Source organism: Pseudomonas sp. LTJR-52 (genome assembly GCF_003691465.1).
Taxonomy (GTDB): Bacteria; Pseudomonadota; Gammaproteobacteria; order Pseudomonadales; family Pseudomonadaceae; genus Chryseomonas; species Chryseomonas luteola.
On the sequence record NZ_CP033105.1, the window covers coordinates 2,757,408 to 2,781,718 of the forward strand.

A 24,311-nucleotide genomic window follows, 5' to 3' on the forward strand; every position below is an offset into this window, starting at 1 on the left:
TCGCCATGACTACTTCTGCACCCATGGGGTTGAATCGCACCGGCACACAGATGTCCCCCGAGGACACCAAAAGACAAATTGAGGCTACTGAGCAGTTCCGCCAGGATATCCCCCCAGGCGATGCCTCGCGCATTACTGAAGAGCGCGTCAAGTTCATTCGTGAGCATGAAGCTATTGATGAGCAGGTCGGCTCCGTTCCTCCGCCCGGCTCGATGAAAGGCGTACTGAAAACAGGCTTGGACAAGATGATGGGTAAAAACCCCGAATTGCTCCTCGACAAGCTGGGCGAGCGCCTGGCCTATGAGCGCACCGGGGTTCGTCTGTATGAAGCCTTCATTGCCAAGGTCGCCGCAGCACCGGATGCTCGTCCGGAACTGCTGGAAACGCTCAGGACTATCCAGCAGCAGGAAGCCGAGCACATGCAGCTGCTACGTGAGTCCATCGAAACACTAGGTGCGGACCCTACTGCCATGACGCCTTGCGCCCATGTCTCTGGCACCATGGCTCAAGGAATTATCCAGGTACTGACAGACCCTAGAACCAACATGGCGCAATGCCTCAATGCCATGCTGACCATCGAGCTGACAGACAATGCTGCATGGGAGTTGCTGATCGAGCTGGCTCGCCAGGCGAACCATCCCAATATTGCTTCCAGCTTCGAAGTGCCCATGCGCCATGAGGAAGAGCACCTCATCAAGATCAAGACGATGTTGCGTGACGAACTCAAGGCCCAGCTCAGCTGATTGAGTATTGCCTTGGCAGAAGGCCCGCATGATGCGGGCCTTTTGTTTGGTCTCAGGAATACGGCGTGACAGGTAGGGCTCGCTTGTGATGCGAACCGCTGTAGTATTTGAAAATAACCTGATAGGCATGGTCACTGACCTTCTTGCCTTCAAGGAAATCATCGATTTCGGCGTAGCTAATGCCAAACGCCTCTTCGTCCGGCTTACCGGGCGACAGTGATTCCAGATCCGCCGTGGGCACCTTGTGCACAAGATTGTCAGGCGCACCCAGGTATTCGCAAATCATGCGTACACGGCGCTTGTTCAACCCATGTAGCGGAGTCAGGTCGCAGGCACCGTCGCCAAACTTCGTGTAGAACCCCATCAGTGCTTCAGCACCATGGTCAGTCCCGATGACCAGCCCCTTGCGGGCCCCCGCCACCGCATACTGGGCAATCATACGCTGACGCGCCTTGACATTGCCCATGACGAAATCCTGCTGCCCTTCATCACGAAAGGCCAGTTTGCTGTCCTGCAAGCCCTGCAGCATCCCGTCGGTAGCCGGCTTGATATTCACGGTCAGCACTTCGTCCGCCTGAATGAAGCCCAATGCGCGCTGGGCATCCTCTTCATCCTTCTGCACACCATAGGGCAGCCGCATGGCAATGAAGCGGGCGTTGTGACCTTCACTACGAGCCTGCTCGACGGCCAACTGGGCGAGACGGCCAGCAGTCGAGGAGTCTACCCCTCCGCTAATGCCCAGCACATAGGCCTCCATGCCCGTCTTGATCAGGTAATCCTTGAGAAACTTGATACGCAGCTCGGCCTCACGCTGGGCATCGAATTCGGTGGGTATTTCGAGTGCCTTGATAATGTCACGCTGAATGGATTCGTAATCGTCTGACATGCGTTTAGCCTCTCTCTCCGCGTAATAGTCGTGCATGGAATAATGGAATATTCGTCAAACTGTAGACGGCTGCTGCCAATTGCACGTCCTCTCGGCCACCAAAGAACCGTTCGGTTCGGGAGAAGACAGCCAGCTCGCCCTGATAACGAAAGCCCCAGCCAAAGCATACGGTGCCAGGGGGTATTCCATCTACTCCATCCGGGCCTGCAAGCCCCGTGTTAGAGATGGCGACCGCTGCATCACTGTCATGCAGGGCACCGATGGCCATTTCCCGCGCCACCTCTTCACTCGTCAGGTTGAACGTATCGATCGTGTACGGGTGAACGCCCAGCAAACGCTGCTTGGCAGCAGGAGAATAAACGACATAACCGGCATCAAGACAGGATCCACTGCCTGGAATTTCAGACAGCAGGTGAATGACCCGCCCTGCCGTGCAGGACTCGGCTGTCACCAGCAGCATGTCGTACTCTTTCAAATAATCGAGAACCGGTTGGATATCTGACCTCATGGATGCTCCCACGAAACGAAGTGCGCATTTCCGTTATGAAAGGCAGCCGCCGCGCAAGTTCGATTGGAAGAAGCTTACGTACCGTCAGGTGCGCTTCAAATCGTCAGGCACATCCACGTCACGATAGATGCCGGGATCACTGCACTCTACCCAGCGTAGCTCACCTTGCCCAAACAGCCCTCGCCCGCCACGGTCGCCCGTGAGCGCACACAACGCCTTGAAGTAACGACGGCCAAACGCCACCGGATTGCCGGCCACCGGAGTGCCGGCCACCAGGTTACCAGCCACAGGAGTGCCGTCTGGAGAATTACTGGATGCTTGTGAAACGCTGTTCTTTAGAGGGCAGAACGGCACGGCAATCACGTCCTCTGACACCGCCTTGGCTATCTGGCGGAACGTCTCCGGCTGTACAAACGGCATGTCGCCCAAGGCGATCAACCAGCCCCGATGATTTGGCTCGGCCGCAATCGCCTGCGCCAGTGTTTCGCCCATCCCCTGGGTTTGTACGGCCAGTATGTCAAAACCTTCGCGTCTGGCGAGTGCCGCCACCTCTCCATTATCCGGTCGGGTCACGACCACCCGCCGCTGCCCGATACCCTTGAGATTGCGCAAGGTTTGCTGAAGCACGCGGGTCGACTCGCCTACCCCAGTTTCATACCTGGCCAGCAGCTTGTCAGTCCCGCCCTGGGCGCGAAAGCGACTGCCCTGCCCGGCCGCCATCACGATCACGCATAGCGAATCAGCCACGTCAGGCCACTTGGTCGACAACAGCCTTGGGCTGTTTCTTTTGCGTCAGCGCAACACCATTTTTTACAGCGACCACTTCGGCCAGCAGTGAAACAGCAATCTCGGCCGGTGTATGGCTACCGATATGCAGGCCGATAGGGCCATGCAAGCGATCGATTTCTTCCTCGCTCAAATCAAACAAGGCCAAGCGTTCCCGCCGCTTGCGGCTGTTACCCAACGAGCCCAGCGCGCCGACATAGAAGGCAGAGGACTTGAGCGCAGTCAGAAGCGCCATATCATCCAGACGCGGATCGTGAGTCAGCGCCACGATCGCCGTCCGCTCATCAGGAACAATGGAAAGCACCGCATCGTCTGGCATACCTGGGACGAAACGCGCCTTTGAAGTCTCCCAGCCGTGGTTGAATTCCTGCCGCGGATCGCAGATCAACACGTCGAAATCCAGCATGTGAGCCATTTCGGAAACGTAGCGGGACAGCTGACCTGCGCCAATCAACAGCAATCGCCAACGCGGGCCATAAACGACACGCAAGGTCTGTCCATCCAAATGCAAGGCGTCGTCCGCCTGCGCCGGAAATAACTGAACGGCTCCGGTGCCAAGTTCAAGCTGCCGGGCCACCAGCTCGTGATTGTCACAGCGGCTCAGTAGATCGGCAATCCACTGCGGATCACCTAAAGGCTCCTGCACCAAACGCAGCGTTCCGCCACAGGGAAGCCCGAACCGAGCGGCCTCCTCCTGCGTCACACCGTAGGTGATGAGTTCTATTCCAGTTTCGGGAATCCGGCCATCATGCATGCGTTCAATTAGATCATCTTCGATGCAGCCGCCAGAAACCGAGCCGGCAGCACGACCATCGTCCCGCAGAGCCAACATGGCACCCGGTGGACGCGGGGCGCTTCCCCAGGTCTGAACCACCGTAAACAACACAACGCGATGCCCTTCCCGACGCCACGCCAAGGCGCTGCGCAACACGCTCGAATCCACACTATCCATTCAATTCACTCAATCGGTAAGCCAGGAGGCCATGCGCTGCCAGTGTATAGCAGGCGCGCTTTGCCTCGACAGTCACGGGTAGAGCCTTTGAAACGTATCTGGTTCCCCGTCCGTCATGGCGCTTTGGAACCTCGGACGCAGCGGCCAACTCAAAAGTGGAAAGCACACACCTGGAGGTAACCGGTATGCCACGTTCGATTTGGAAAGGCGCCGTCAGTTTTGGACTGGTCAATATTCCGGTTTCCCTGGTATCCGCCACCTCCAGCCATGGAATCGATTTCGACTGGCTGGACAAGCGCAGCATGGACCCGGTGGGCTACAAGCGCGTCAACAAGAATACGGGCAAAGAGGTCTCCCGGGAAAACATCGTCAAAGGTATCGAGCACGAACAAGGCGAGTATGTCGTGCTTAGCGACGAGGAGATTCACAACGCCCTGCCGGAAGCCACCCAGACGATCGATATTCTGGCATTTGTCGAGGCCAGCGAGATTTCCATCCTGCACTTCGAAAAGCCCTATTTTCTATCTCCTGAGAAACACAGCGAGAAGGTATACATCCTTTTGCGAGAGACGCTCAAACGCACCGGCAAGGTTGGCGTAGCCAACGTCGTAATGCACACCAAGCAGCACCTTGCTGTGATTATGCCCTTGGGCGATACGCTCGTGCTCAACACCTTGCGCTGGGCCAACGAGGTTCGCTCAGCCGAGGACGTGGGTCTTGAAGACCTGGACGCCAAGGTGTCCAAACGCGAGATCGACATGGCCGAGCGCCTGGTTGAAGACATGACCGAGTCGTGGGATCCAGAGCAATACCATGACACCTTCGAAGACAACGTCATGAAGCTGGTTGAGCGCAAGGTACGTGAGGGCAAGCTCGAAACGCTTGAAGCGCCTGAACAGGAAGTACCCAAACGTACGGCCGATGTCATTGACCTTACCGAGCTGCTCAAACGTAGCCTGAGAGGCACACGCACGCCGCCCGAGAACGACGACGAAAAAGCCCAACCCTCCAAGGCAAAGCCAAAGCGCACCAGCACCACCCGACGTTCGTCAGGTACCGCCTCACCCAAAGGCCGTAAAGCAGCCAAATAAGGAACCCGGCCATGGCGAACCCGCTGAGCGAGTACTCCCGTAAGCGAAACTTCAAGGTGACTGCAGAGCCTGAAGGCAATGCGGCCCACGCGCGCACCTCGCCCGAAGCGCTACAGTTCGTGATTCAGAAACATGATGCACGCCGGCTGCATTATGACTTTCGTTTGGAGCTGGACGGCACCTTGAAGAGTTGGGCCATTCCCAAAGGTCCCAGCTATGACCCTAAGGAAAAGCGCCTGGCTGTTCACGTTGAGGATCATCCGATCGAATACGGCACCTTTGAGGGCAACATTCCAGAAGGCGAGTACGGTGGCGGAGACGTCATCGTCTGGGATCGTGGCATTTGGATACCCCATGGCGATGCAGCTACCGATTATGCGGCGGGCAAGCTCAAGTTCGAGCTGCAAGGCGAAAAGCTCAAGGGCAACTGGACGCTGGTGCGTACGCGCCTGCATGGCAACGGCAAAAAAGAGCAGTGGCTGCTGATCAAGGAAAAAGACGATGACGCTAAACCTCATAGCGAATATGACGTAACCGAGGCTCTACCTGACAGCGTACTGAGCGAGAAGACTTTACCGCGACTGGGTAAAACAGCGGCACCTGTTGCCAAGGCAGCAGAGCCAGCAAAACCCAGGCGGGCCCGTACTACGGCGGCAAAGGCAACATCTTCCGCTGCGCCTTCAGCACTGCCTGAAATGGTCGAAGCCCAACTGGCCACGCTGGTCGACGCTCCCCCGGCAGGCGATTGGCTCTATGAGATCAAGTTTGACGGGTATCGCCTGTTGACCCGTATTGATGATGGCAAGGTCAGCTTTATCACACGCAACGGCAAAGACTGGACCCATCGTCTGCCAGAACAGGCAAAGGCTCTCTCAGCACTTGGCCTGGATAATGGTTGGCTTGATGGCGAAATTATCGTACTCGACGACAATGGCGTCTCTGACTTCCAGGCCCTGCAAAACGCTTTCGATACCGGCCGAAACACCACCATCCTCTACTACCTGTTCGATATGCCGTTCTGTAACGGTACGGACCTGCGCAGTTATCCACTCGAAGAACGTCGTCGTGCTCTCAAAGCCGTACTAGATAACACCCATTCGAATGTCATACGTTATTCGGAAGCCTTCGACGTACCCGCCGACAAGAAACTGGAAAGTGCCTGCGCCATTGGCCTGGAAGGTGTCATTGGAAAACGTGCCGGCAGCCTGTATACCTCCAGGCGCAGCAACGACTGGATCAAGCTTAAGTGCAAGCGCCGGCAGGAGTTCGTCATTGGCGGCTATACCCAACCCCAGGGAGCAAGAAGTCATTTTGGCGCGCTGCTGATCGGCCTGCATGACAAGGACGGCTCACTACGCTTTGCAGGAAAGATCGGAACGGGATTTACCCGGGAAAGCCTGGCTGCACTCCATGAGCATATGCAGCCCTACACAACTGACACCTCCCCCTTTAAGAACCCGCCTCGGGGTGCTCAAGCCCGCGGCGTTACGTGGCTCAAGCCGGAATTACTGTGTGAAGTAGCGTTTGCCGCCATCACCAACGACGGAATTGTACGCCAGGGTGTTTTCCATGGGTTGCGGCAAGACAAGCCGGCTCAGGATATTGGGCTTGAACAGGCGCAGGTCGTCCCGCGTAAGGCTTCGTCCCTTGCGCCAAAGAAAGCGTTAGCCTCAACGAAAAAAGAGGGTGCTGAAGTCGCAGGCGTGCGCATCAGCCACCCAGAGCGCGTTATCGATCCGTCTTCAAAAACCACCAAGCTAGGCGTCGCAGAGTACTATGAGCGTATTGCGCCATGGATGTTGCCGCACCTAAAAAACCGGCCGGTTGCCTTGGTACGGACTCCTGAAGGCATCAAAGGCGAACAGATATTCCAGAAGCACAAGCAAACCCTGGCAATCCCGCATATCCGCGAATTGGACCCGGCTCTGGATCCAGGCCATGCACCGCTTATGGTGATTGATAGCCTTGAGGCACTGCTGGGCGCTGCGCAAATGGGCACGGTAGAACTGCACACGTGGAACGCCAGGGCTGACCAGATCGGTAAACCGGATCGCATGATCTTCGATCTTGATCCTGATCCCAAACTGCCCTGGAAACAGATGCTGGAGGCAACGGAGCTGTTGCTGACCCTACTGGATGAGCTGGGCTTCAAAGCCTTTATCAAGACCAGTGGCGGCAAGGGCCTGCACATTGTTGTTCCTCTGGAACGCAGAGATGACTGGGATAGCGTGAAAGACTTTGCACAGGCCATTACTCAGCATATGGCGGCGGTTATTCCAGAGCGCTTCTCCGCCAAGATGGGCGCGCAGAACAGAGTCGGCAAGATCTTTATCGATTACCTGCGCAATCGCGAAGGTGCCACCACGGTATCGGCCTATTCGCTACGGGCACGCCCGGGTCTGGGCGTATCGGTCCCTATAGGCCGTGAGGAGCTGAAAACACTTGAACGAGGCGACCAGTGGACACTGGAAACGCTGTTCGACCATTTGGATCATCGGCAAGATGATCCTTGGGCAGATTACGCAACCGTGCGCCAGAGGATTACCGCTGCGCAGCGAAAAACGTTAGGTATGGAGTAAATGATTCGCCTGTACTGTTGATGTGCCTTAAAAGCGCCCAATATCAGTTCGGCATTATGCGAGGTAGTGGCCTCGCACGAGGAACAGCGATATGACGACGCTCAATACCCGCACCCTGGAGGAAAAAAGCGCCTCTGCGCAGGAGTGGGCCGCCTGGCCCCGATTTGCCGGAATTCCGGAAGTCGATGCCAATCATTTGGTCCCGCCAGGTCGACGGGCCGTAATTATCGCGCCCCATTCGGACGACGAAATTCTGGGCTGTGGCGGCTTGTTGGCCCAGCTTGCCGAGCTGGGGCGCAAAGTTCTTTTAGTCAGCGTAACGCGGGGTGAATACAAGCAAGGGATGGGCAGCCAACCGGTTTTCCATGTACCTACCCTGCCGGAAAGTCGTGAAGCCAGCCGACGGCTGTGCCTGGAGTCCGTCGACATCTGCCGGCTGGACTTTTCCGACGGCATCGCCAGCAATGAAGAACAACGGCTTAGCGAACAACTGGCGGCACTCATCAAGTCGACCGATACAGTGTTCACCGCCTGGCGAGAGGATGGTCATGCCGATCACGAAGCGACAGGCCGTGCCGCCAGCTTTGCCTGTGTAGTCACAGGGGCTCGCTGTATTGAAGTCCCGCTTTGGGCATGGCAATGGCTCCGTCCGGGTGATGACCGCTTTCCCTGGGAGCGAGCCCGACGGCTGCCGTTGGATGAGTCCAGTCTTGCCGCGAAGCGCTATGCTGTCGAGGCGTTCAACACAGCCAACGGCCCGGCGCCGGAGCCTATCCTGCCATCCCATGTATTGTCGCGCCTGTTTCGGCCCTGGGAGATCTTTCTGGTTTGAGCACTACCGGTTACGGTCAAGCAACTGCATGCGAGGCAAGGCGAAATGCCAACGGATCGCGGCAAGCCGGATGAGAAGCACTACCAGCATCGCAACGCCTGTGACCAGCTCTGCCGGCAGCGCCAGGCGGCTCAGCCCGATGTATACCAGCGAGCCGAGAATACAGGGTGTGGCGTAGATCTCCTTATGAAAGATCAGTGGAATGTCATTGCAGATAATGTCTCGGATGACACCCCCGGCCACGCCGGTCATGACGCCCATGATGACGGCTGTGCTCAAAGGCACCTGCTGACGCAGGGCAACTTCCGTTCCGATCACGGTAAACACTGCCAGACCAAATGCATCGGCGATCAGAAGCGCTTTTTCCGGTATCGGTCGCGTTAGACGTACCCACAGCACCGTACCTAAAGTAGCAAAGACAACCACTGCAATGTAGGTGTCGTCCCGTATCCAGCTTACCGGATGCAACCCCAGAATCACGTCCCGTAGGGTTCCGCCACCCAGTGCGGTTACCAGGGCCACTACCAGGACACCAAACAGATCCATTGCTTTGCGCCCGGCCATCAGGGCGCCGGTAATAGCGAAAACGGCAACGCCAAATAGATCGCACAGATAAAACAGCGAAACCATCGAGGGCTCCATCAGAGAGTAAAGAAGTCACCCGGCGTTGTTCCGAACTGCGCTCGAAACGCAGCGATAAAAGCTGACGGCGAATCATAGCCGCAACTCAAGGCTACCGCCGTGACACTGTCGCCCCGCTCAAGCAGGGTCAGTGCGCTTAGCAGACGCAGCTTCTGCCGCCAGGCTCTGAAGGTAAGACCGGTTTCCCGCTGAAAATGTCTACTCAGGGTTTTTTCGGAAGCCCCTAGCAGTAATGCCCACTCCGCCAGGGTACGCTGATCATCCGGCGCTTGCTGCAAGTGTTCACACAATCGGCGCAGTCGAGCATCTGCTGGTAATGGCAGCGATAACGCCATATGAGGCGCGATTGCCAGTTGATCGATCAGCACCTCGACCAGGCGTCCTTCACTACCCTCTTCATCGTACTCGACGGGAAAGGTTGTGAACGTTCGTATCAGTTCGCGCAACAGCAAACTGACGCTCAGTACCCGACACTCGGCCCCCCGGTTCGGCAATAGCTGCGGTCCTAGGTAGAGGCTGCGCATTTCAGCCTCGGCTGAAGAGCGCACCTCATGCTCCAGCCCCGCCGGAATCCACACGGCCCGCTGAGGAGGTGCGACAAAACTACCCGCGCGAGTGTGCACCGAAAGCACCCCCTTGATGGCGTAGGAGAGCTGCGCCCACGGATGACTATGCCAAGGCGTCCAGGAGCCACGTGCCAGCGACTCGGCCCGAGCATAAACCGGGCGAGGCAGCGCTTTGAGAGAAGGAATCTGCCGGCGTAATTCAGCGGATTGTCCGTTAGGCGACATTGAAAGCCTTTTTGACGTTAGTCGGAATAATCACACCACAGTAGACTGCGAAGTCAGACTCAACAACTGTTCGAGAGATGTGAATGGCTCGTCCACGCTTTTTACCCGACAACTTTACGTTGTACCTGATAGCAACCGTCACGTTGGCTAGCATCTTTCCCTGTAGCGGAACCGCTGCCGGGGTACTCAATGTGATCACCAACATCGCCATTGGCCTGTTGTTTTTCCTGCATGGCGCCAAGCTGTCACGCGAGGCCATTGTAGCGGGCGTTACCCACTGGCGCCTTCATCTCCTGATCTTCTGCTGCACCTTCCTGTTATTCCCGCTGCTGGGCTGGGCGCTCAAGCCGCTGCTTTCGCCCCTCGTCACGCCTGAGCTTTACATGGGCGTACTGTATATGTGTGCCCTACCGGCAACCGTACAGTCTTCCATCGCCTTTGTTTCAATGGGCCGTGGCAACGTGCCTGCCGCCGTGTGCAGTGCCTCGGCGTCCAGCCTGATTGGTGTGTTCCTGACGCCGCTACTGGTAAGCCTGCTGCTGGACACGCAAAGCAGTGGAGACACCAATGGCATGTCAACCCTAGATGCCATTACCAAGATTTTCCTTCAGCTTCTGGTTCCCTTTATCGCGGGTCAAATCCTGCGCCGCTGGATTGGCGGATGGGTCGACAAACACAAGTCCAGCCTCAAGTTTGTCGATCAGGGCTCCATTCTGCTTGTTGTCTATACTGCGTTCAGCGCTGCCATTCTTGAAGGCCTCTGGTCATCCATTCCACTGACCGCTTTGCTGGGTCTTGCTGCAGTCTGCTCGGTAATCCTCACCCTGGCGCTGCTGATTACCCGCTATACGTCGCGCCTGTTGGGCTTTAACAAAGAAGACGAGATCGCAGTGGTATTCTGCGGCTCCAAGAAGAGTCTGGCGACTGGCGTGCCGATGGCCAAGGTGTTGTTCGCTGGCAGTAGCATGGGTGCCATTCTGCTACCCATTATGCTGTTCCATCAGATCCAGCTGATGGTGTGTGCGGTATTGGCACAGCGCTACGGGCGGCGTGAAGAGACAACCGCCAGTGAAACCAAGGTAGCCAAGGCGCACTGAATTCTTTTGCTTCACCTATAAAAAAGGCCGGTCACTGCCGGCCTTTTTTATGTATTACGTAAATCAGTCTTCCCTCACTGGGGAACGCATGGTCACCCATTCTTCCGCTGCTGTCGGGTGAATACCGATGGTGTCATCAAAGCAGCTTTTGGTTGCACCGGCCTTGAGAGCCACTGCCAGACACTGGATCTGCTCGGGAGCATCGGGCCCGACCATATGGCAACCCAGCACCTTATCAGTCTCGGCGTCCACGACCAGCTTCATGAGCGTACGCTCCGTCTCATTGGTTAGGCTGAGCTTGGTAGGCTTGAAGGTCGTCTGGAAAATCCTAAGCTTGTAGCCCTTTTCACGGGCTTGCTCTTCACTCAGTCCTACCGTTCCGACGTTAGGCAGGCTGTAAACCGCGCTAGCGATGAGGTTGTAATCAAGTGGTTTGTAACTTTCAGGCTTGTACAGGCTGCGAGCCAGCGTCATGGCCTCTGCCAGGGCAACAGGCGTCAGCTGCACACGGCCAATGATATCCCCAATCGCATACACTGAGGGCTCCGTGGTCTGGAAGGTTTCATCCACCTTCACAAAGCCACGTTCATCGAGCTCGACGCCAACGTTTTCCAGGCCCAGGTTATCCAGCATGGGGCGACGGCCTGTCGCATAGAACACGCAGTCAGTTTCCTGAACACGGCCATCCTTGAGCGTAACCTTCAAACTGCCATCGCTCTGCTTGTCGATACGGGCAATTTCCGCATTGAATTGCAGATCGTGGCCTCGCTTGAGCAACTCATCCCGCAGATGCACCCGTACGCAGTCATCAAACCCGCGCAGGAATAACTCCTTGCGGTACATGAGAGTCGCCTTCACGCCCAAGCCGTGAAAGATCGATGCAAATTCGATCGCGATATAACCGCCACCCACGATGATCATTCGCTCCGGCAGCTTATCCAGATAAAAGGCTTCATTGGACGTAATGATGTGTTCACGACCAGGCAACTCGGGCACTGAGGGCCAACCGCCTGTAGCGATGAGGATTCGCTCGGTGGTGTAGCGCTTGCCCGTCACTTCGACAGTATGCGCATCAATGATTCGCGCATGGTCTTCCAGCAGTGTCACCCCGCTGTTGATGAGCAGTGCACGATAGATGCCGTTCAGTCGACGAATCTCATGGTCTTTGTTGGCTAGCAGATTCTGCCAATCGAACCCCTGCTCCTCGACCTTCCAGCCATAACTGCGCGACTGCCTGAACTCGTCATGGAACGAAGCCCCGTAGACGAAATACTTTTTCGGCATACAGCCGACGTTTACGCAGGTGCCGCCCAGGTAGCGGCTTTCCGCTACGGCCACGCGAGCACCAAAATCGGCGGAAAAACGCGCTGCACGAACACCGCCCGACCCCGCACCGATGATAAAAAGGTCAAAATCGTATGTCATGACGAATCCTGATCGGCTTAACTGCTCACCAGCTTAACGCACCTGCATCGCTGCTGACGAAAATACTGTTGCCTTAAACGACAGAAGCCACCCTAAGGTGGCTTCTGTCAAACACAGGCTAACAAGGAGATCAGAGCTCCTTGTAGACGTTCTCGAAGCAGAAGTTGGTTGCTTCAACGAAGCCTTCCGCACTACCGCAGTCGAAACGCTGACCCTTGAACTTGTAAGCCAGAACACAACCGTCCTGAGCCTGCTTCATCAGGGCATCAGTAATCTGAATTTCACCGCCCTTGCCCGGCTCGGTCTGCTCGATCAGGTCAAAAATATCAGGCGTCAGGATATAACGGCCAATGATCGCCAGGTTGGAAGGTGCATCTTCCGGCTTAGGCTTCTCAACCATGTTGTTCACACGGTAGATATCATCACGGATCATTTCGCCCGAGATCACACCGTACTTGTGTGTTTCGTTCGCAGGTACTTCCTGGATAGCCACGATGGAGCAGCGGAACTGGTTGTACAGCTTGACCATCTGCTTCAGAACGCCATCGCCTTCGAGGTTCAGGCACAGGTCGTCCGCCAGCACAACGGCGAACGGCTCGTCACCGATTAGAGGACGGCCAGTCAAGATGGCATGACCCAGACCTTTCATTTCGATCTGACGGGTATAAGAGAAGGAGCATTCGTCGATCAGGCGGCGAATCCCGGTCAGGTACTTTTCCTTCGCGGTGTTCTTGATCTGGCTTTCCAGCTCGTAGCTGATATCGAAATGGTCTTCCAGAGAGCGCTTGCCACGCCCGGTGACCATAGCAATTTGCTTGAGCCCAGCGTCGAGTGCCTCTTCAACGGCGTACTGGACCAGGGGCTTGTTCACGATGGGCAGCATTTCCTTCGGCATCGCTTTGGTTGCTGGAAGAAAGCGAGTGCCGTAGCCGGCGGCCGGGAACAGACATTTGGTGATCATGGGCGTCCTTTGATCTGTGGGAGCAATACTATGGCAGTCTAAACAGCCGTTCATCGGGTTACAATGCTCAGCATGAGGCTCTCAGTGACCGATTAAATGGACGTCTAAAAGCGCTCGACCCGAGCGTTGGGAGATCCGACCACGAAAGCGCCCAGCGGTTCGATTATAAAGCGCTTTTCCGCAGACGAGATATGATGAGTAGTGAACTCGTTGGCACCACCACCGTCGAAGACAAGCTGCTTCAGATGGCTAGACAAGGGATCAAACGATCTATTATGAAAAAATGGATTCCTCTTTTCGCTACCGCATTGCTGGTAGGCTGCGCCAGTAAATCCCCTCAACTTACTCAGGAAGAACTGCATCTGCTCACCCAGAATGACCTCCTCCAGGCAAAGATGCTTGTAGTATCCGGAGGGGAAGATGAACTCAAACTGGCTGACGCCTTGCTCAACCGCGCCTCGATGCAAACCGACAAAGCTGAAGAAGGCACCGGTGAGATCGAGTTCTACAAGGCGCTGGTAATGATCAAGCAAGGCCCGCAAGCAGATGACGTGCTGTCCCTGCTGGAAACCTCAGCCAAGAAAGAGTATCCGCTGGCCTATGCAATGCTCTATCAGGTCTATTCCAAGCCTTACCTGGTAACTGAAGCAGACCCTATTCGAGCGGAAACCTACAAGGACAGCTACAGCGATCTTGACGTTGCCAAGAGCGGCTATCCTTCTTTCGAGAAGGCATTGGTATTGGTGGAGCGTCTGAGCAGTGACAAGCCTTCCGAAACAGCGGCCATGACTCACTGACCACGTTCAAGCCGGTTGGTTGTAGAGCCCGGCGTCCGTTCAATTTCGATTCCGCCAGGGTATTCCGTGCTCTGGCGAATGGAGCCTCGCTGTTCATACTGTCCGCTGGAATGAGAGCGGTACTCCCGAACCGTTCCACGCGGGACAGCCTGGCCACCGTATAGATTATAGTGCTGGCTACGCTGCTGCGTCTCGATGCTCCCGGACGCTCCGGGGCTTATATAGGTTCGGGGTATCGCACGTCTATCAAACTCGTCTGCAATACCTGTATTGGCGGCCAACACCAATGCCAGTCCAAGCCCACACGTTGCTATTTTAAATACGCTCATTTCGATCTCCCGCTCTTCCTTCACATTAAGACCTCTACGAAAGGGCCTGTTTCCAAACCATTGGTCCCACCACCGCATACCTTTTTAGTTTTCGGCGATGTCAGGTAGGACCTGTAAAGAATTTAGGACGGCGTTCGTAGGCAGAGTATTCTGGCAGGACTCAATAAAGTCCCAACAAAGGCTTTCTACAGACGAAAAAAGAAAGGGATACGGGAAGGAGTGGATCGTGAGATATCGATTGCACGTTCGTGCCTTCGTTAGACGCCACTATAGCCGATACGATTCAGGAGTATCCAATCAAAAGGTAGAGAAATTCTAGCGGCCTACCGAGCGCAGGCCGCTAGTGGGAAAGCACATATCACATGGAGCGTGATGCGCGCTGTGGCTCTTGTTCCTGATGCTTGGAAGACATGTGATCGGCTTCTTCCTTAACACGATTTGTCGCCTGATCAGCCAGATCCTGCCCTACTTCAGCTGCCTTGGCATAACCCTGCTCGGCTTTCATCTTCACTTTGTCAGTGATCCGATCACTGGTCTTGCCCATCAAGCGATTTTCACGCTCGGTTGCAGGTAAGGTCGCTCCAAGTAGCGCACCTACCGCAATCCCAATGGCACCCAGCGCCAACGGCTGCTCTTCCAGCATATACTGGAAACCACTTTTTGCCTTGGCCGTCTGGTTACGCATGGTCTCGGATGCAGTCTGAGCTTTTTCGCTTACAGTCTGACGGGCTGAACTCATGGAGTCAGACGTGCTGCTGCGCATGTCCGCAGCCTTGTCCTTAAAGCCCTGAGTTTGCGTTCTCATACTGTCTGTCTTGTCATGTACCGCGCCGGACATACTGTTGGCCTTGTCGTGTAATGTGTCGCTCAGGCCTGAAGCTTTGTCCCTTAGCGAATCGACGATACCAGTGGAGGACGTGCCTGTAGAGGACATGCCCGCATTGGTATAGGGCTGACTGCGATTCTGACCCATCATCATCCACATGAGCCCAACCGAGGTAAGCAGTGTCGGCACCGGGTTCGCCTTGATGGTCGAGCCCAGATTATTGATAAATTCGCCTCCATTGCCCTTGGCATAGGTCATTGCCTTGTCAAGCAACTCGCCGGGAGAAAGGCGGCTTTCCAGCGCATTCACGATATCGTTGATACTGTCACGCTGCTGATCGATTTCACGCTCAAGAGTCGCAGGATCTTTTTGCGATTCAGCGTCTAGTCGGCTATGGGTATCGGTGCTCATGCTACTTTCCCCTTCACGGCTTCTTTATCTTTCTGCATGCTATTAATGGTTCGCTCTGGCTTGAACGCCGCAGGGTCAAGTTTCTTCTTGCCCGCAGATACCATTACCAGACCCACTATGCACACCACACCGCCCACGATCAGGGCGGCCAACCAGGGCGCCATGACCTGGCTCAGCCCAAGAACGGCTGAAAGCAGCAGCATGATAAAACCGGCCATCAAAACAATACCGCCTGATGCCATGCTGATTGTGGCAGCCTTGGTAGTATTCAAGGCTTCGGTAATCTCAGCCTTGGCTAGTGCTAATTCCTTGGTAAACAGAGAAGGCACTTCGCGTGTCAGCTGACGCACCAGACCTGCAATAGAGGTTGAATTTGAATCGATGCCAGTCTCTTCTTGATAGGTAGCATCACGTAGGTTCGGTTGTTCTTTCATGATTACAGACCTCCGTTAGTGTCCTTCTTGGTATTGCCTAGCGCTGTGGTTGATGCACGATCAGGATCAAGCGCGGGGGAACCATAAGGTGGGGTATCGCCCAAGTCGGATGTAGGCACTGGACGGACAATTGAGGTAGTGGCCGTGGTATCGCCTTTAGGCGACTGGGAGGTACTGTTTTGATAGGTGCTTTCCTGTTCGGCGATAACAGGTGTGCTGGTCTGGGATGCCGGATCTATAGTCCGCGTGCCATCTGAATGCTCAAAGCCCCCCATACCGGCATGGTTAACCGAAGACGTGGTTCCCATGGCCGCACTGGAGCCCATCACACGACAGGATGTTTCCTTGTCGCTCTCGCCCAGCGTTGGCGGCGTGGTCGTGGTTTCACCCGTTGCACCTGCCCGAGCGGTGTAGGACGAGCCGGAGGATAAATCGGAACCTAGTCCGGAGCCGCTGGTGTTCGAAGACGACATCTCCGTGCCGGAGGTATTGGCTTTGCGGCTGCTGGCCTTGGCGAAGCGAGACAGTCCAAAGCCAATAGCGATGCTGCTGGTCAAAAAGAGTGCCGGGTTTTCACGGGCCAGTCGGCCTGCTTCCTGAATCAACTCGTCAGCGCTTTTGCCACGTAGCGTATCAGCTAACCCGGCCATGCTTTGGGCGATATCGGAGACATAGCCTGAAAGACCGGCACGATCCTGGTCGCTCAGCTCCGACGCTGCCGCTTTGAAACTGTTAGCGACGGTTTCGATTTCATTGGCGGCTTTGTCGCTGTAACGATCAATCTGACCTTTACCTTGCACCATTGCATTGTCCGCCACACTCCGGGCCTTATCTTTCATGGCTTCGGCCTGTTCTTGGGCAGACGGCATACTCTGCTGCTGGCTTTCTCGAGTATTACTCTCGTAGGGTGATGTCATAGCTTGGTCCCACCATTTTTACGTTTTTCCGCACAATAGCGGCTGGTAAGCGCAGCGGTGACTCAAAAGACATAAAACTGCGCGTTAATAAGGTGACTTCAGCGGCACGGAGGAGTTCGTTTCGATTTTGTCAAGTAGCGCTATTCACGATAACCGGCATCGGTATACGCCGCCTTTAAAGGTTTTCTGTGAAATGTTGGAAAAACCGATTACCTATGGTTTTCGCATCAATGCGTCATACCCCAGCTGCGCATAGGGCTGGTCAATACTGACCAAGGTGCGGACAATAGTGGCCTTATTCCAAGACAAGGATGTGCTATGCCTATTACTCGCCTAAAAATTGCCGCCGCTTGCCTGCTCAACCCGGCAAACGAATTACTCGTGGTACGTAAACGACATACCCGATTCTTCATGTTGCCTGGCGGCAAACTGGAAGCAGGCGAAAGCGGTCTCGAAGCACTTGCACGAGAGATTCAGGAAGAATTGAATCTGCTGCTGGATACCGAGACCTGCCAGCCGCTCGGCCTCTTTCAGGCGCCCGCTGCCAACGAGCCAGACACCATGATTGAGGCAGAGCTTTTCATGGCTTATGTAGATACACCCTCGCTGGCTGTAGCGGCGGAGCTTGAGGCGCTGGCCTGGATACCGCTGACACCACCTTATGAGGTTGCTCTGGCGCCTCTGCTGTCTGAACACGTTCTACCGCTATTGCAGCGGAATACGGGTTTTTCTCCTACGAACCGACAGGCATAACGAGAGTCAAGAGTCTACGCCTGTCGTTCCTGCAAAGGAGAGTCCTATGAGCACACTGCCTATCCACATCGACGTCTGGAGCGATTACGTTTGCCCATTCTGTTATCTGGAATTGCCGCTGCTCGATCAACTGAAGGCGCATTATGGCGACAGGCTGACTGTTACATGGCATGCCTTCGAATTGAGACCAGACCCCATCCCAACCCTTATCCCGGATAGCCATTACTTACGCAGCACATGGGCGCGAGCGGTATATCCCATGGCGGAAGAACGGGGATTGACATTGCGCCTGCCTCCCGTGCAACCCCGTAGCCGACGAGCACTGGAAGTGGCTGAACATGCCCGGCAATCTGGACAGTTCGATGCCATGCATCGAGGGATATTCAAGGCCTTTTTTGAACAAGGCCGCGACATCGGTCGTGACGACATTCTGCTGGATATTGCGAACCTGCAGGGCATCGATACATTCGAATTAGGTGTGGCGCTTGAAGAAAATCGCCATACCCAGAGCGTGCTCGACGATGAAGCGCTGGCCCAGACACTGGGTATTACAGCGGTACCCACCTTACTAATCCGTCTGGAAGGCCAAGCCTACGAAGAGGCAACCCAGCTTAGCGGCGCGGTGGACTATGAGCGTCTCACACGGGCAATCGAGACGCTCACGACTCAACGCTGAGCCTGCTAGCGTTGAGCTGCCGGTGAGGTTTCCGGAAAGAGGACATCCGTGAATCCGAACCGGGAAAAGTCAGTAATTCGCGACGGGTAGAGCCGCCCGATCAAATGATCGTACTCGTGCTGAACCACGCGCGCATGAAAACCTTCAGCGATCCGATCAATCGTTTCGCCTCTCGCGTCCACTGCCTCGTAACGGATACGGGCATACCGATCAACGACACCGCGCAGGCCGGGGATGGAAAGGCAGCCTTCCCACCCCTCCTCCATCTCTTGTGACAACGGCGTTATCACAGGATTGATAACAACGGTTTGGGGCACTGCCGGTGCATCCGGGTAGCGTTCGCTGCTGTCGAAGCCCATTACGAACAACTGCAGATCCACGCCAATCTGCGGAGCAGCCAAACCCACACCACCAGCTTGTTCCATAGTCTCAAACATATCCGCCACCAGCGCATCCAACTCCTGGCTGCCAATCATGGATGCCGGCACAGGCTTGGCGATGCGCAACAAGCGCTCATCACCCATTCTCACCAGTTCACGAATCATTTCTGCCTCCGTCAATGTTCAGGTGAGGCGGCTATCAATCGTCCGTCTCAGGTAATTCGATCCTGTCGTCGTATATAACGATCAGCCCCTGCTTGTACAAACCGCCAATGGCCTTCTTGAACGTCCCCTTGCTGACGCCGAACAGCTTGCTGATCAGTTCTGGCGAGCTTTTGTCGCTGACTTCGAGAACGCCATTGCGGGCTTTTGCCAGCCCAAGTATCTGCTGACCCAGCGCATCGACAGCCTGACGTCCCAACGGTTGCAGGGAAAGACTGATCTTTCCATCGGGGCGCACTTCCTTGATAAAGCCCTTTTCCTGCATACCGCTGCGCAGAAACTTGAAGACCTCATTTTGATGAATGAGCCCCCAATGCTTCCCTTCGATGATGGCCTTGAAGCCCATGGGCGTTTGTTCGGCCACCAGCAGATCGACTGCCTGACCGCTTGTGTAAGACGCCGGTACGGTATCCAGGTATCGATCCAGGCGCGCCGTTGCGGTAATTCGGTGGGTGCGCTGATCAATATAGACATAGACCACGCAGTAATCCCCAACCTGCAACGGGCGCTTTTCTTCGGAGTGCGGGAGCAACAGGTCCTTGGGTAGGCCCCAATCCAGAAAAATTCCGATACGGTTGACCTCGACCACTTTTAGACTGGCGAACTGCCCTACCTGAACCTTGGGCTTTTGAGTCGTCGCAATGATCCGGTCTTCACTGTCGAGATAAACGAATACATTGATCCAATCACCCGCCTCGGTGGGCTGATCCTTCGGGATATAGCGGTTCGGCAACAGGATTTCACCGTCCTGCTCGGCATCCAGATATAAGCCAAAGTCCGTCCGCTTGATAATTTGCAGACTATTAAAACGCCCGATTAAAGCCATGCTAGTACCTCATTGAGAAGCCACTATCATACCTGACATATTCTGCTCAACCGATAAACCATGAAATGCCCTGGCAAAAGGGCTAGACAAAATCTTCGAAAGCGTTACAGTGCCTGCACTGTGTTGCACGTGTACCGTTTATCGGCGAGGCCATGGCCACGCTTAGCAGTGGTGACTCTTTGCACTCAGTCGCAGCCTGGGCAGTTCCAGCGCTGTCAAAAATCTTTGTTCAGGGAGCAATCCATGTCTACTCGCCAAACCGGTACCGTCAAGTGGTTCAACGATGAAAAAGGCTTCGGCTTCATCACTCCGCAGAGCGGCCCGGACGTTTTCGTACACTACCGTGCCATTCAGAGCACTGGCTTCAAGAGCCTGAAGGAAGGTCAAGCCGTTTCCTTCCTGGTCGTGCAAGGCCAGAAGGGCCTGCAGGCTGATGAGGTTCAGGTAGTTTAACTACTCCGACTTCTCGAAAAAGCCCCGCTGCAAAGCTGGGCTTTTTTTATGCCTGCACGACAGACAACAGGATGATATATGCTTCGTAAACTGGGACTCGTTCTGCTTCTGACCCTATCAGGGTGTGCGGTATTTCCAGGCGATCAGGTCGCCCCTACACCAGCGCCCATCGCTTCGCCGTCTTTCGCCCGTCCTGGACTACACGTGGAATTCAATTTCTACCGTGGCGAACCCGGCGATGGGGATGCCCGATCCATTCCAGTAGCGCGTGAAGGCCTGGAACCGGCCCTCATCCAGGCATTGCAGGCCTCGGAGCTCTTCAGTCATTACAGCCTGGCGCCTGATCGTGCCGAGCCTGGTGATTACGTGCTCAAGTTGAAGCTATACAACCACAGCGCCATGGCAGCTTCTGTTGCCAGCGGCATGCTTACCGGCGCAACGCTATTTATTGTCCCCGGCGTGGCCAAGGACAACTTTACCCTGACAGGCGAATTATTCGACCCTAGTCTGCACCCAGTTGCCCGGCACCGTAACGATGATTCCATCAAGACCTGGATGGGTATCTGGTTTCTTCCCTTCATGGGACATACAACCGGCGAAGCGATTACCGATACCTTTACCCGGCAGGTCAACGAGCTGCTAAAGACATTGATAGCCGAGCAGCTGACGTTTCAGACACTGCAATGACCGTTGGCCGAAAACATTGAACGGGTCTGTATAAGTTCAGTCACACCTTATGAGCCATTCATAACCACGCAATGCGAGGTGAGCCATGACTGAACAAACGCGAAATGCCGAAAACGAAAAAAGAGATCAAGCAGAAAAGCCACGCCGCACAGAACATGCCCAGGTGGATTCGGAGCGTAACCCGCCCTCTCCCAACAGCCCTGATCGCATGAAAGACGGCACGGGTTATAACTGAGAAAGGGCGCGTATGCGCCCTTCTTCATTCAAGCCCTATTTTCAGCACTTCCCCTTCTGACGAATCCGTTAATACATACAGATAACCATCAGGCCCCTGGCGAACGTCCCGGATACGTGCCCCTTTTTCTTCCAGCAACCGCTCCTCATGAACAACCTTGTCGCCCTCCAGCTGCAGCCGGATCAGACTCTCTTGAGCAAGAGCGCCAATGAAGAGGCTGTTTTTCCAGGCGGGAAACTGATCGGCTGAGTAAAAGGCCATGCCGCTGACGCCCGGCGACTTCTCCCATACATACAATGGCTGCTCTGTCCCTGGTACGTCCTTGCCCTTTGCTTCCGGAATGGGTGTATAGGAATAGTTGATCCCGTGGGTAGCCACAGGCCAACCATAGTTTTTGCCTGCCAGCGGAATGTTGACTTCATCTCCTCCACGAGGTCCATGCTCGTTGGTCCAGACCTGTCCGGTCCAGGGATTCAGGGCCGCGCCCTGCTGGTTGCGATGCCCATAGGACCAGATCTCCGGGCGAGCATCTGATTGGCCTACAAACGGGTTATTGTTCGGAACGGTGCCATCGGCCTTGATGCGAACAAGCTTGCCCTGGAGCTTATCGAGCGCCTGCGCCGTGATACGCTGGTTATTCTCACCCAGCGCAATGAATAGATAGCCCTGCTGATCAAACACCAGCCGCGAGCCAAAATGCGCACCGGTAGAAAGTTTGGGCTCTTGCCTGAAAATCACGGTAAAGCCTTCCACACGGGTCATGTCAGCAGAGAGCGTGCCTCGCCCAACCGCCGTACCAGCCTTATCATCCTCGCCTCCCCCTTCGGAGTAACTGAGATAAATAAGACGATCCTCAGCAAAAGAAGGAGACAAAGCCACGTCCATCAAGCCGCCCTGGCTGCGATTGTAGACATCCGGCAAGCCTGCAATAGGGTTAGATACAGAGCCGTCGCTCTTGAGTACACGTAGGCGCCCGGGCCGCTCGGTTACCAGCATTCCCTTTTGATCAGGCAAAAAAGCCAGCCCCCACGGATGGTCCAAGCCTTTCTTAATGACCGTAACGCTAACCTTGCCTTTCTCACTGGGATAGGTAGCGACCTGTCCCTGAGCAATGACTACATTACTTATCAGTAACACGCCCGCTGCCAACGCCCACTTAAACATAGTGTTCCCCCTTTTAACCGGAGAACTGACTGTAGCGCTTTACTTCGGCTAAAAAGGCCCACTCACATAGACAGTTACAATAAGCGAGCGCTTACAGACGTAGTCCGTTTCGGCACCTTTGAACAGGGGTGGTATTACCTTATAGCAGATCAGTGCTGTGAAAGCAGTGTTAGCGATTCAGGTGCAGGAGTTAATCAGGGAAGAGGAGCCGTAATCAGCATCGACTCCTGCATTGGACGTTGCCGTTACCGACTTGACTATACGGGCTACGGCAAAGACAAGCGTTCAATGCATAGAATTTAAGTAGGGGTTAGCGACGACGTGCGCGACGACGCTGCTCTTCTGCCAAACGCTCCCGCTCGCGGCTGCGCACAGGAATAGGCTGAAGACGCGGCTGATCAGCCAGGCCCAGCGCCTCAATCAATTTGGACGCCAGTTCTTGAATACGTTCTTTCATCACCGATCTCCTGAGATCTACTACCTGTAATACAGAGACTGCATGTCTGCCGGAAAATTGCCTGAGCAACGCTTTCAATGGATTATCGGCAGGCTCACCTTAATATTGAGTCAATTTTGCCTTATTCAATTCCAGAACTATTGCCCCAGCCGTAACACTATATTTCGCTCAACCCAAACGGCCTGTGCGCTACGTTGCAAACAGACAAGTATGCAACCAGAACCAGTTTTTGAAGGACTAAACAGTAGTGCTCTGGAAGAGGCAGTATTCATGCGTGTTCCGCTTTCACCCTGGCTGGTCATCTTTGCCATTGCCCTAAGCGTCGGGGCCTGTACCCGTGTCGGATTTGCCTATAAGCACCTCAATACGCTTATACCGTGGTCGATGAACGATTACCTCGACATGAACTCCGAGCAGCGTCGTTGGTTTGACGAACGGTTGGCGAACCATCTGCGTTGGCACTGTAGCCACGAGCTGCCTCGCTATCTAGAGTGGATGGATGGCATCAAGACTATGGTGCGTAACCAGCAGGTATCCCCAGTAACGATCAGGGCCCGCATGGATGAACTCAGACAGGCCGTCGATACCCTGGCGGTTGAAATCACACCGACCAGTACCGATCTGTTAAAACAGCTGACCGATCAGCAGGTCGCAGAGCTGAAGGAAGAGCTGGACCGTGACATCAAGGACCGTCGTAAAAAGTACCTCGCCCCTTCTCGCGGCGAACAGATTCGAGATCGGGCCGCTCGTATGGAGGAACGCATCAGCTTCTGGACAGGCTCGCTCAATCCGGCTCAGAAAGACCGAATCATGCAATGGTCGGTGCAACTTGGTGATCAAAATCAGGCCTGGGTCGGCAATCGGATTCAGTGGCAGCGAGAACTGCTCGAGGCCTTGCAGCATCGCGGCGAGTCAGATTTCCCACAGCGCGTCAAACAGCTGCTGCAGGATCGGGAAAGCCTGTGGACGCCTGCTTACCGGGAAAGCTTTTCGAAAACCCAAGAGGCAGCGATTTCGCTTATTGACGACGTGTACAAAACCACGGATGAAACACAGCGTAATCAGATCGTCAGTCGATTAACGGATATACAGAAAGACCTTGAACCTCAACGGTGCGATAGAACGAAAAATTAGCACGATCAGCGGAACTGTTGAGTAATTACCTGAGGTCTTATTCCTAAGTTTGTAATATTGGTCAAAATTTAACCGACGAATGACCTTTTCCAATTCGGCTAGATCGATATTATTCCCCTGAGCCTGTTTTACGTGCCTGAGTGCCTGGCTCCTCCTGTCATAACAAGAACGTAGCGTGTTCCACGTGGCGGACTTTTTTGAATATTAACTACCTGCTCAACCACGGATGAATGTTGACGTCAGGCATTGCTTTGGCCTCTGGCTGTTTGCCTGCTAGTGCAGGCTGCTGAGCAATCGCCGCTCCTGTTAAACCTAGG

28 protein-coding genes are annotated in these 24,311 nt (G+C 55.0%); 12 read left to right on the top strand and 16 right to left on the bottom strand.

Annotated features, from left to right (window positions below; genetic code table 11):
• Window positions 1-5: 5 nt before the first annotated feature.
• Window positions 6-743: a ferritin-like domain-containing protein gene (locus tag EAW52_RS12950; RefSeq protein WP_122042708.1), complete on the top strand. Its 738-nt coding sequence runs from the start codon at window positions 6-8 to the stop codon at window positions 741-743.
• Between the two features lie 52 nt (window positions 744-795).
• On the opposite strand, the gene nadE is transcribed toward EAW52_RS12950, so the two are convergent.
• The 4 genes from nadE to EAW52_RS12965 all read right to left on the bottom strand — a co-directional run bounded on the left by nadE (window position 796) and on the right by EAW52_RS12965 (window position 3,875).
• On the bottom strand, window positions 796-1,629 hold the full coding sequence (gene nadE, locus EAW52_RS12955) for an ammonia-dependent NAD(+) synthetase (RefSeq protein WP_122042709.1): 834 nt from the start codon (window positions 1,627-1,629) through the stop codon (window positions 796-798).
• A 4-nt stretch (window positions 1,630-1,633) separates the two neighbouring features.
• Window positions 1,634-2,137 (bottom strand): CinA family protein, encoded by a 504-nt coding sequence (locus EAW52_RS26190; RefSeq protein ID WP_033352115.1) that lies wholly within the window; start codon window positions 2,135-2,137, stop codon window positions 1,634-1,636.
• A gap of 84 nt (window positions 2,138-2,221) precedes the next feature.
• Complete coding sequence (locus EAW52_RS26195; protein WP_177411909.1) at window positions 2,222-2,884, bottom strand: NTP transferase domain-containing protein; 663 nt, start codon at window positions 2,882-2,884, stop codon at window positions 2,222-2,224.
• 1 nt (window position 2,885) lies between these two features.
• A complete protein-coding gene (locus EAW52_RS12965; RefSeq protein ID WP_122042710.1) occupies window positions 2,886-3,875 on the bottom strand; it encodes an XdhC family protein in 990 nt (329 codons plus the stop codon).
• 185 nt (window positions 3,876-4,060) lie between these two features.
• Between EAW52_RS12965 and EAW52_RS12970 the strand changes: the two genes are divergently transcribed.
• From EAW52_RS12970 to EAW52_RS12980, 3 genes are all read left to right on the top strand, one after another.
• The gene (locus EAW52_RS12970) at window positions 4,061-4,966 is read left to right on the top strand and encodes a Ku protein (protein ID WP_122042711.1); all 906 of its coding nucleotides are present in this window, start codon (window positions 4,061-4,063) and stop codon (window positions 4,964-4,966) included.
• Window positions 4,967-4,977: 11 nt separating this feature from the next.
• Window positions 4,978-7,545, top strand: a complete 2,568-nt coding sequence (gene ligD, locus EAW52_RS12975) for a DNA ligase D (protein ID WP_122042712.1) — start codon at window positions 4,978-4,980, stop codon at window positions 7,543-7,545.
• A 91-nt stretch (window positions 7,546-7,636) separates the two neighbouring features.
• Window positions 7,637-8,377 carry a PIG-L deacetylase family protein gene (locus EAW52_RS12980; protein WP_218567929.1) on the top strand — a complete coding sequence of 247 codons (741 nt, stop codon included), beginning with the start codon at window positions 7,637-7,639 and terminating at the stop codon, window positions 8,375-8,377.
• A 3-nt stretch (window positions 8,378-8,380) separates the two neighbouring features.
• On the opposite strand, the gene EAW52_RS12985 is transcribed toward EAW52_RS12980, so the two are convergent.
• Together EAW52_RS12985 and EAW52_RS12990 are read right to left on the bottom strand one after the other, a co-directional pair.
• On the bottom strand, window positions 8,381-9,007 hold the full coding sequence (locus EAW52_RS12985; protein WP_122042713.1) for a trimeric intracellular cation channel family protein: 627 nt from the start codon (window positions 9,005-9,007) through the stop codon (window positions 8,381-8,383).
• An 11-nt stretch (window positions 9,008-9,018) separates the two neighbouring features.
• Entirely contained in the window at window positions 9,019-9,810 is a 792-nt protein-coding gene (locus EAW52_RS12990) for a helix-turn-helix transcriptional regulator (RefSeq protein ID WP_019365026.1), read from the bottom strand.
• 83 nt (window positions 9,811-9,893) lie between these two features.
• Between EAW52_RS12990 and EAW52_RS12995 the strand changes: the two genes are divergently transcribed.
• A complete protein-coding gene (locus EAW52_RS12995) occupies window positions 9,894-10,907 on the top strand; it encodes a bile acid:sodium symporter family protein (protein ID WP_122042714.1) in 1,014 nt (337 codons plus the stop codon).
• Between the two features lie 63 nt (window positions 10,908-10,970).
• On the opposite strand, the gene gorA is transcribed toward EAW52_RS12995, so the two are convergent.
• Window positions 10,971-12,332, bottom strand: a complete 1,362-nt coding sequence (gorA, locus tag EAW52_RS13000; RefSeq protein WP_010798083.1) for a glutathione-disulfide reductase — start codon at window positions 12,330-12,332, stop codon at window positions 10,971-10,973.
• 130 nt (window positions 12,333-12,462) lie between these two features.
• Entirely contained in the window at window positions 12,463-13,293 is an 831-nt protein-coding gene (gene galU, locus EAW52_RS13005) for a UTP--glucose-1-phosphate uridylyltransferase GalU (protein WP_010798082.1), read from the bottom strand.
• 275 nt (window positions 13,294-13,568) lie between these two features.
• Here galU and EAW52_RS13010 point away from each other — a divergent pair, with 275 nt between their 5' ends.
• Window positions 13,569-14,090 (top strand): hypothetical protein, encoded by a 522-nt coding sequence (locus EAW52_RS13010; protein ID WP_100217730.1) that lies wholly within the window; start codon window positions 13,569-13,571, stop codon window positions 14,088-14,090.
• On the opposite strand, the gene EAW52_RS13015 is transcribed toward EAW52_RS13010, so the two are convergent.
• The 4 genes from EAW52_RS13015 to EAW52_RS13030 form a co-directional block, all read right to left on the bottom strand.
• Window positions 14,084-14,419, bottom strand: a complete 336-nt coding sequence (locus EAW52_RS13015) for a hypothetical protein (RefSeq protein WP_122042716.1) — start codon at window positions 14,417-14,419, stop codon at window positions 14,084-14,086. The two genes, EAW52_RS13010 and EAW52_RS13015, sit on opposite strands and share 7 nt — an antisense overlap.
• A gap of 358 nt (window positions 14,420-14,777) precedes the next feature.
• Entirely contained in the window at window positions 14,778-15,656 is an 879-nt protein-coding gene (locus tag EAW52_RS13020; protein ID WP_122042717.1) for a DUF3618 domain-containing protein, read from the bottom strand.
• Window positions 15,653-16,090: a phage holin family protein gene (locus EAW52_RS13025; protein ID WP_010798078.1), complete on the bottom strand. Its 438-nt coding sequence runs from the start codon at window positions 16,088-16,090 to the stop codon at window positions 15,653-15,655. Before EAW52_RS13025 ends, EAW52_RS13020 begins: the two co-directional genes overlap by 4 nt.
• Before the next feature lie 2 nt (window positions 16,091-16,092).
• A complete protein-coding gene (locus EAW52_RS13030; RefSeq protein WP_122042718.1) occupies window positions 16,093-16,959 on the bottom strand; it encodes a hypothetical protein in 867 nt (288 codons plus the stop codon).
• 366 nt (window positions 16,960-17,325) lie between these two features.
• Between EAW52_RS13030 and EAW52_RS13035 the strand changes: the two genes are divergently transcribed.
• On the top strand, window positions 17,326-17,760 hold the full coding sequence (locus EAW52_RS13035) for an NUDIX domain-containing protein (protein ID WP_122042719.1): 435 nt from the start codon (window positions 17,326-17,328) through the stop codon (window positions 17,758-17,760).
• Between the two features lie 46 nt (window positions 17,761-17,806).
• Window positions 17,807-18,436, top strand: a complete 630-nt coding sequence (locus EAW52_RS13040) for a DsbA family protein (RefSeq protein WP_122042720.1) — start codon at window positions 17,807-17,809, stop codon at window positions 18,434-18,436.
• A gap of 5 nt (window positions 18,437-18,441) precedes the next feature.
• Here EAW52_RS13040 and def read toward each other — a convergent pair whose 3' ends face one another.
• Both def and EAW52_RS13050 read right to left on the bottom strand, forming a co-directional pair.
• Entirely contained in the window at window positions 18,442-18,981 is a 540-nt protein-coding gene (gene def / locus EAW52_RS13045; RefSeq protein WP_122042721.1) for a peptide deformylase, read from the bottom strand.
• A 34-nt stretch (window positions 18,982-19,015) separates the two neighbouring features.
• Window positions 19,016-19,864: a S1 RNA-binding domain-containing protein gene (locus EAW52_RS13050; RefSeq protein WP_074825433.1), complete on the bottom strand. Its 849-nt coding sequence runs from the start codon at window positions 19,862-19,864 to the stop codon at window positions 19,016-19,018.
• A gap of 243 nt (window positions 19,865-20,107) precedes the next feature.
• Here EAW52_RS13050 and EAW52_RS13055 point away from each other — a divergent pair, with 243 nt between their 5' ends.
• The 3 genes from EAW52_RS13055 (at window position 20,108) to EAW52_RS25955 (ending at window position 21,239) form a co-directional block, all read left to right on the top strand.
• Window positions 20,108-20,317, top strand: a complete 210-nt coding sequence (locus tag EAW52_RS13055; protein WP_010798072.1) for a cold-shock protein — start codon at window positions 20,108-20,110, stop codon at window positions 20,315-20,317.
• A 78-nt stretch (window positions 20,318-20,395) separates the two neighbouring features.
• Window positions 20,396-21,004 carry a hypothetical protein gene (locus EAW52_RS13060; protein ID WP_122042722.1) on the top strand — a complete coding sequence of 203 codons (609 nt, stop codon included), beginning with the start codon at window positions 20,396-20,398 and terminating at the stop codon, window positions 21,002-21,004.
• 85 nt (window positions 21,005-21,089) lie between these two features.
• A complete protein-coding gene (locus EAW52_RS25955; RefSeq protein WP_010798070.1) occupies window positions 21,090-21,239 on the top strand; it encodes a hypothetical protein in 150 nt (49 codons plus the stop codon).
• A gap of 24 nt (window positions 21,240-21,263) precedes the next feature.
• Here EAW52_RS25955 and EAW52_RS13065 read toward each other — a convergent pair whose 3' ends face one another.
• Both EAW52_RS13065 and EAW52_RS25960 read right to left on the bottom strand, forming a co-directional pair.
• Window positions 21,264-22,403: a PQQ-dependent sugar dehydrogenase gene (locus EAW52_RS13065; RefSeq protein WP_122042723.1), complete on the bottom strand. Its 1,140-nt coding sequence runs from the start codon at window positions 22,401-22,403 to the stop codon at window positions 21,264-21,266.
• A 310-nt stretch (window positions 22,404-22,713) separates the two neighbouring features.
• Window positions 22,714-22,860 carry a PA1414 family protein gene (locus EAW52_RS25960; protein ID WP_010798068.1) on the bottom strand — a complete coding sequence of 49 codons (147 nt, stop codon included), beginning with the start codon at window positions 22,858-22,860 and terminating at the stop codon, window positions 22,714-22,716.
• 210 nt (window positions 22,861-23,070) lie between these two features.
• Between EAW52_RS25960 and EAW52_RS13070 the strand changes: the two genes are divergently transcribed.
• The gene (locus tag EAW52_RS13070; RefSeq protein WP_122042724.1) at window positions 23,071-23,994 is read left to right on the top strand and encodes a DUF6279 family lipoprotein; all 924 of its coding nucleotides are present in this window, start codon (window positions 23,071-23,073) and stop codon (window positions 23,992-23,994) included.
• Window positions 23,995-24,311: the final 317 nt, after the last annotated feature.